Origin of the sequence: Simplicispira metamorpha (assembly GCF_004341365.1) — a bacterium.
Classification (GTDB): domain Bacteria; phylum Pseudomonadota; class Gammaproteobacteria; order Burkholderiales; family Burkholderiaceae_C; genus Simplicispira; species Simplicispira metamorpha.
The window spans coordinates 173,533-180,653 of the sequence record NZ_SLXH01000003.1; the positions used below are offsets into that span (position 1 = coordinate 173,533).

Genomic DNA, 7,121 nt, shown 5'->3' on the forward strand with positions numbered 1-7,121 from the left:
GTGATTGCCCGTGCGCTGGTGGCGGTGCAGCAGGGGCCAGGGGGGTTTCTATTTGCTGCTTTTTTGATAGCTGCTTGCGCTTATCCACATTGGTCTGGATGCCATTTTGACCATTATTTTGAGTGCGGCGGTCAGGGCGCGGCCAGCCCGGTGGGCGGTGCCAGTACGCTGCGGCTGCCAAACTCGAATCCCACCACCATTTTCCGGTGGGCGATGCGCCAGCCCGCCGGGGTGTGGGTCCAGCGGTCGTGGTAGTAGCCCATGCACTCGTAGGTTTGCGCGGCCTTCTCGCCTGCCCCCCGGTGGGATGCGCGCACTGCGGTGCGGCTGCTGACCAGCAGTGCATCGCCCTCAGCGCTGTCGTCTTCGGGCGTGTCCACATCCACCACCAGGTTGGCCAGCAGGTGCTGGGTGGGGCCGCAGCCCCCCAGGTGGTTGCGCAGCATGTCCAGGATGGCCGCTGGGTCGGGCAGCGTGCGCAGCCCGTATTGGGCGCTGGCATCGGTACTGAACACCTGGTCCAGCAGCCCCCAGTCGCGCTCGTCGCACAGCTGGGCGTAGCGAATCAGCACTTGTTGCAGCTCGCGTTCGAGCCACAGGCGTTCCAGCTGGATCACGGTGCTTCCTTGGCGGCGGCAAACAAGGGCGCTGGGGCCGCTGTGTTGGTGGTGGGTGTGGACGCAACCGCACGGCGCTGGGTGCCCACGCCCAGCCAGCAGGCCATGGCGGGCAGCAGGAAGACGGCGCCCAGCATGTTCACCAGGAACATGAAGGCCAGCAAAACGCCCATGTCGGCCTGGAACTTGAGTGCCGAGAAGGCCCAGGTGCCCACGCCCAGCGACATCGTCACGCCGGTGAACACGGCGGCGGTGCCGCGCTGGCGCAGCGCCTCGTAAAAGGCTTCGCGCAGCGATGCGCCTTTGTGCTCCAGCTCGTGTTGCAGGCTTTCGTAGAGGTAAATGCCGTAGTCCACGCCCACGCCCACACCCATGGCAATGACGGGCAGCGTGGCCACCTTCAGGCCAATGCCCAGCATCGCCATCAGCGCGTTGCACAGGATGGACACCAGCGTCAGCGGCACGATGATGCACAGCACCGCGCGCCAGCTGCGGAAAGTGAGCCAGCACAGCAGCGTGATGGCGCCAAAGATGGCGGCCAGCATCTGCACTTCGGCGTGTTCCACCGCGTCGTTGGTGGCGGCGGCCACCCCGGCGTTGCCGCCGCCCAGACGGAATGTCAGGTTGGGCGTCTTGTCGGCGTCGATGAACTTTTGCACCTCGCCCACCACGTGCTTGAGCGTGGCGCCCTCGTGGTCTTTGAGGAACAGTTGCAGGTGGATGACGTCGCAGCTTTCGGTGTTCAGCCCCAGCTCGGGGTTGGCCGCCTTGGCGCCCGTGCGCAGCGCCGCCTCGGTGCGTTGCAGTGCAGCCCAGCGCGGGTTGCCTTCGTTGTTGCCGCCCGCTGCCAGTTTGGCCAGGCCCGCCACCGTGGTCACGGAGCGCACGCCGTCCACGCCGCGCATCGCCAGGTCAAAGCGCTCCACCGCGTTCATCACGCTCCAGTTCAGGCAGGCTTCGGGCGTGTTTTTGGCCTCGGCGTACACCGAGAGCACGTCCATGCCGATCGAGTAGGTGCTGATGATGCGGTCGTTGTCGCGGTTGTAGCGCGATTCGGCGCGTAGCTCGGGGGCGCCAGCGCCAATGTCGCCGGTCAGCAGGTGGCGCGAGGTGACGGTGCCGCCCGCCAGCAGCACCAGCGATACCGCCAGCGTGGCCAGGGCAGGGCGGGGCTGTGCCAGCACCGAAATGGCCCACCAGCGCTGGTGCAGGCCCGTTACGCCATCAGTGCGGCCCAGCGCCGCAGGCTCCAGGCGCAGGCGCGACAAAATCACGGGCAGCATGATTTTGTTGGTGATGATCATCAGCAGCACGCCCAGGCAGGCGGTCATGCCCAGCTCGTGCACGATGGGAATGTCGATCAGCATGATGACCATGAAACCCAGCGCGTTGGTCAACAGGGCCAGGGTGCCCGGAATGGCCAGCTTGCGAAAAGCGCTTTCAGCGGCCTGCTCCGAGCTCATGCCCGCGCGCACATCGTGCTTCCAGGCATTGGTCATCTGCACGGCGTGCGAGACGCCAATCGAGAACACCAGGAATGGCACCAGGATGGACATCGGGTCGATGCCAAACCCCATCATTGCCAGCAGGCCCAGCAGCCAGACCACCGGCAGCAGGGCCACCAGCAGCGCCAGCACGGTCAGGTTGACCGAGCGCGAATACAGCCACAGCAGCACCGCCGTGATGATGAAGGCCAGGCCAAAAAAGCCGATGACGGTGGTCAGGCCGTCCATCACGTCGCCCAGCACCTTGGCAAAGCCGACGATGTTGATTTCGATCTGGTCGCTGCCGAACTGGGCGCGGATGGCTTCGAGCTTTTTGGCCACGGCGCTGTAGTCCAGCTGCTGGCCGGTCTGCGGGTCGATCTCCAGCAGGTCGGCGCGCACCATGGCCGATTTGAGGTCGGTGCTGACCAGCCGGCCAATCTGCCCGGACTTGGCGACGTTGGAGCGCACATGGGCCAGGCCCTCGGCATTGGGCGTGAAGCGCGAGGGGATGATGACCTCGCCGACAAAGCCGTTTTCCGTGACCTCGATGTAGCGCACGTTGGGGGTGAACAGCGAGAACACCTGCGCCCGGTTCACGCCGGGCGTGAAGAACACCTCGTCGGTGACGGTGCGCAGGGTTTTCAGGAAAGCCTCGTTGTAGATGTCTCCCTCGCCCTTCCAGCGCACATTGACCAGCACCCGGTTGGCGCCCGAGAACGTGGTCGAGTGCTCCAGAAAAGCCGCCATGTAAGCGTGGCGCAGCGGAATCAGTTTGTTGAATCCAGCGTCCAGGTGGGTGCGCAGCGCCGAGGCGCCCAGCACCAGCGTGATGAGGGTGGTGACGACGGCGATGGTGTTGCGCCAGGCAATCAGGGTGTGCGCCATGCGGGCGATGAGCGCCTGGGTGCGGGAGGCGGCTTGGGGCGTGTTCATTGGGCGGCTCCGTGGGAAGAGGGGGTGCTGGCCGTGGCGGCAGCAGAGAACGCCTGCAAACCGGCATCGCTGGCAAGCCAGCCGGTGCCGTTGGGCGCCAGCACCAGGTCGGTCAGGTTGGCGCGGCCCTGGACGCGTCCCAGGCTGAAGTTCCGACCGCCATCCTTGCTGGTGGCCACCAGGCTGCCCTGGCCGACCAGAACGATCTGGCCATCGGCGGTGGTGGCATGGCCAAAGAAGGACACCTGCGCAGGCATGGCCGAGCGCGTCCAGGGCGCTTCAAGTCCATCGCTGCGAAAAACATGGCCGCGCATGCCGTAGGCCAGCCAGCCGCCGCCGGGCAGGGCCATGGCGTTGTACAGCGAGCCGTTGTAGAACGGCTCGACCACTGCCCAGTGCGCGCCGCCATCGGTGGAGCGCAGCACCAGGCCTTGTTCGCCCACCAGCAGCCAGTGCTGGCCACCGGCGCTGCCCACGATGCGGTTCAGGTGCTTGTCGGCCACCGATTCGGGCAGTGCCAACGGCTCCCAGCGTGCGCCTTGGTCGTCCGAGCGCAACGCGCGGCCAAAGGCGCCCACGGTGATCCAGGCGCCCGAGGGCATCCGGGCAATGCCCATCAGCGGCTCGCCGTTTTTCTCGTCAAAGGCCACTTCCGTCCAGCTCAGACCGCCATCGCTGGTGCGCAAAATCCAGCCTTCGTGGCCGACAGCCATGCCTTGCAGGCCATCGGGGGCAAAACTGATCTGGTTGATGAGCGCCTGGCGCTGGGCCGAGACCAGGGCGCGCTCCCAGTGCTGGCCCTGGTCGGTGGAATACAGCAGGGTGCCCAGTTCGCCACCGGCCACCAGACCGGCCTTGGAGGTGGACAGCGTATTGATCTGCATCCGGTCTACCGCCAGCCGCGTGGCGGCCAGGGGCGGGGTTTCTCGCGGGGCAAAAGCCTGAACCGCGCCCAGGGTCATCAGGGCTGCGACGACTAGGCCGACAGGGGTTCGCACTATAGGTCTCCTTGGTATTTTGCGGCGCGGCACCGGGGATGGTGGCATTCACGGCAAATACGTTCTGGGGTGCGATTCTTCGCTACCCGGGCAATTGAACATCGTCCGAAAGGACGACAAATTGGCGATCTAAGGGCAAACCCTGAAGTGGGGTTGCGGGTTTACCCGGTGTTGTGGAGCACATCGCTGCGCTGTGACCGGGGCTGCGGCGGGGTGCGGCCTCCCATAGTCTTGTTGGACGATGGATAGCCCGGCGCGGCTGACCACAATGGGGCAACCACATTCACCGAAGGAACCCATGGGACTCAAAGGACAGGCGTTGCTGGTTGGCGCCGCGCAATACAAACCAGAAAAATATGCCACCGCGCCGCAAATGTTCCATCTGGAACAGGTGGCAGACCTGGCCACGCAGGCGCTGGACGATGCGGGTCTGGCGCTGTCCGATGTGGACGGCCTGATCACCGTCGGTCCGCAGTTCCATGAGGCAGGCATGTTTGTGCCTGCCATGGCGGGCGAATATTTGGGCGTGCGGCTGAACTTTGCCGAGGTGGTGGATCTGGGCGGTGCCAGCTCGGTGGGCATGGTCTGGCGTGCGGCTGCCGCCATTGAGCTGGGCATGTGCGACACCGTGGTGTGCGTGATTCCCTCGCGCATGGCGCCCACCGCGCCCAACGACGACCACATGGCCGAGGTGATGAAGGCCTCGCGCTACGGCGGCCACAGCACGCGCTTTGGCGCGCCCGAGGCCGAGATGGATCTGCCCTACGGCCACATGGCGCAAAACACCGGCTACGCCATGATCGCCCAGCGCTATGCCGCCATCCATGGCTACGATGCGGCGGCGCTGGCGCGCATTGCGGTCGATCAGCGCTTCAATGCCTGCCACAACCCCCAGGCCATGTTCTACGGCCAGCCCATCACCGTCGATGACGTGCTGGCGTCGCGCATGGTGGCCGAGCCGCTGCGCATGCTGGAGATCGTCATGCCCGTGGCCGGTGGCGGCGCCGTCGTGGTCACGCGCGACGACAAGGCCCGGCGCGGCGGCCACCGTGGTGTGCGCGTGATTGGCTGCGGCGAACACGTGCAGTCCAAGTCGCCCACCTACGCCGCCGACATGCTGGCCACGCCCATCGGCCCGGCCTCGCGCCGCGCCTTTGCCATGGCGGGCCTGACGCCAGCCGACATGCACATGGCGCAAATCTACGACTGCTACACCATCACCGTGCTGCTGACGCTGGAGGACGCGGGCTTTTGTGCCAAGGGCGAGGGCATGCGCTTTTTGCGCGAACACGATTTCACTTTCAAGGGCGACTTTCCAATGAACACCCACGGCGGACAACTCAGTTTTGGCCAGACCGGCAGCGCTGGCGGCATGACGCAGGTGATCGAGGCGCTGCACCAGATCCAGGGCCGCGCTGGCGCGCGCCAACTGGCGCGCCACGACCTGGCCTACGTCTCGGGCACGGGCGGTGTGATGAGCGAGCAGGGCGCCTTGATCCTGCAAGGGGTTTGAACCATGGCCTGGAACAAACCTCTGCCGCAGCCGACGCTGATTTCTGCCCCTTTCTGGGACGGCCTCAAAGCCCATACCGTGCGCTTGCAGCAATGCGAGCACGGCCACTGGCTGTTTTTTCCGCGCACGCACTGCCCCACCTGCGGCACGCGCCAGCTGGCCTGGCACACCGTCTCGGGCGAAGGCACGCTCTACAGCTTCACCGTGGCGCGCGTGCCCACGCTGCCCGAATTCAGCGACGAAATGCCGCAGCTGCTGGCCGTGGTCGAGCTGGACCAGGGTGTGCACCTGAACACCACGCTGGTCGGCGCCAAGCCTGAAGACCTGCGCGTGGGCCAGCGCCTGCGCCCGGTGTTTGACGAGCGCCCCGGCAGCACCACGCTGCTGCGCTACACGCCCATCGAATCGGCCCAGGCCAGCGTCATCACCGCAGAGCAGAGTGCCGCGCCCGAGCCAGCCCCCGCGGCCATGGCCGAGGTGCCCAAGCGCCAGATCAGCTGCAAGGACATCGACGCCATGCGCTCGCTGGTGTCGGAAGAGTTCTCCGGCTGGTCTAACCAGATCGAGGTGACGCAGGCGCTCATCAACCAGTTTGCCGAGCTGTCGGGCGACGACTACTGGATCCACACCGACCCGGCCCGCGCGCGCGCGGAGAGCCCCTTTGGCACCACGATTGCGCACGGCGCGCTGGTGCAGGTGCTGGTCAGCAAGCTCAAACTGCCCATGGATTTCGAGATCACCGACTTCCGCAACATCGTCAACTACGGCTCAGACCGCCTGCGCTTTGCCACGCCGGTGCCCGCAGGCTGCCGCATCCATGCCCGCTACCGCATCAAGGCGGTGGAGCCGGTCAAGAGCGGCGTGCAGGTGACGATGGAGATCAACGTGCACGGCGTGGGGCAGGACAGGCCCTCGGTCATCAACGATTTGGTGATGCTCTACATGTGACCATGCCCGCGCCAGCAGCCCATGGAAACCCTTAGTTCAAATGGATGATGTTGCGCGGTGCCATTGCTTGAATACTCGCTCCACAGACCCGGCCCAGGCAGGGTTTGCCAGAAAAACAAGAGGGTATTGAAAGAGCCACCAAGGGGCGTCAAGCCCCTTGGTGAAGTAAAGGAGACAACACCATGAAAAGCCGCCGTCCACGCTGGGCCCTTGTCGCTGCCGTCGCCATTGTGCTGATCAGCCTGCCATCCCTGAAGCCTCTGGTGTTCTCCAGCGCGGCGCCGCATACGCCCGCCCAAGGTGCCGGAGCGCCACCGGTCAACGCATCGTGGCAGGTCACTTTGATGGCCGGGCGCTGGTGATTGTCAAAAATGATAGCTGGTGGCGCTTACTGGGTCAGCGTTTGATGGCTAAATCATTGTGAAAAACAAAAAAAGGGGCTTGCCCCTTTTTTTGCGTCCAATCCGGCACAACCCCTTGCAGGTATTGCGCCAGCAGCTACTCATTTGGTAGCCATCAGCCCCCGCGCTTTGGCCATGGTCAGCGCCGTGTCTTCAATCATGTCCTCCTGGCCACCGACCATGCCGCGCCGGCCCATCTCCACCAGAATCTCGCGCGCAGGCAC

At 65.3% G+C, this 7,121-nt stretch carries 6 protein-coding genes and 1 pseudogene; 3 read left to right on the forward strand and 4 right to left on the reverse strand.

Translation table 11 applies throughout. The annotated features are described in order from the left end of the window. Positions 1-131 precede the first annotated feature (131 nt). From EV674_RS17330 to EV674_RS02950, 3 genes are read right to left on the reverse strand one after another with little or no spacing between them, the layout of a single operon-like run. Entirely contained in the window at positions 132-617 is a 486-nt protein-coding gene (locus tag EV674_RS17330) for a nuclear transport factor 2 family protein (RefSeq protein WP_157983672.1), read from the reverse strand. Further along, entirely contained in the window at positions 614-3,037 is a 2,424-nt protein-coding gene (locus EV674_RS02945; protein WP_119012847.1) for an efflux RND transporter permease subunit, read from the reverse strand. The genes EV674_RS17330 and EV674_RS02945 overlap by 4 nt, the downstream gene beginning before the upstream one ends. Beyond that, a complete protein-coding gene (locus EV674_RS02950) occupies positions 3,034-4,035 on the reverse strand; it encodes a WD40/YVTN/BNR-like repeat-containing protein (protein ID WP_241524907.1) in 1,002 nt (333 codons plus the stop codon). Before EV674_RS02950 ends, EV674_RS02945 begins: the two co-directional genes overlap by 4 nt. A 298-nt stretch (positions 4,036-4,333) precedes the next feature. On the opposite strand from EV674_RS02950, the gene EV674_RS02955 reads away from it, so the two are divergent. The 3 genes from EV674_RS02955 to EV674_RS02965 all read left to right on the forward strand — a co-directional run bounded on the left by EV674_RS02955 (position 4,334) and on the right by EV674_RS02965 (position 6,858). Then, positions 4,334-5,548 carry a thiolase family protein gene (locus tag EV674_RS02955; protein ID WP_119012845.1) on the forward strand — a complete coding sequence of 405 codons (1,215 nt, stop codon included), beginning with the start codon at positions 4,334-4,336 and terminating at the stop codon, positions 5,546-5,548. Between the two features lie 3 nt (positions 5,549-5,551). Then, complete coding sequence (locus tag EV674_RS02960) at positions 5,552-6,496, forward strand: bifunctional OB-fold nucleic acid binding domain-containing protein/MaoC family dehydratase (RefSeq protein WP_119012844.1); 945 nt, start codon at positions 5,552-5,554, stop codon at positions 6,494-6,496. Between the two features lie 182 nt (positions 6,497-6,678). Continuing rightward, a complete protein-coding gene (locus EV674_RS02965) occupies positions 6,679-6,858 on the forward strand; it encodes a hypothetical protein (protein ID WP_119012843.1) in 180 nt (59 codons plus the stop codon). Positions 6,859-6,998: 140 nt separating this feature from the next. Here EV674_RS02965 and EV674_RS02970 read toward each other — a convergent pair. Further along, a pseudogene (locus EV674_RS02970) lies at positions 6,999-7,121 on the reverse strand (4-hydroxy-2-oxovalerate aldolase); the annotation flags it as partial.

Excerpts from the sequence above, each read along its gene's own strand:
- EV674_RS02945 (WP_119012847.1), bottom strand. The coding sequence starts at position 3,037 with ATGAACACGCCCCAAGCCGCCTCCCGCACCCAGGCGCTCATCGCCCGC.
- EV674_RS02955 (WP_119012845.1), top strand. The coding sequence starts at position 4,334 with ATGGGACTCAAAGGACAGGCGTTGCTGGTTGGCGCCGCGCAATACAAA.
- EV674_RS02960 (WP_119012844.1), top strand. The coding sequence starts at position 5,552 with ATGGCCTGGAACAAACCTCTGCCGCAGCCGACGCTGATTTCTGCCCCT.
- EV674_RS02965 (WP_119012843.1), top strand. The coding sequence starts at position 6,679 with ATGAAAAGCCGCCGTCCACGCTGGGCCCTTGTCGCTGCCGTCGCCATT.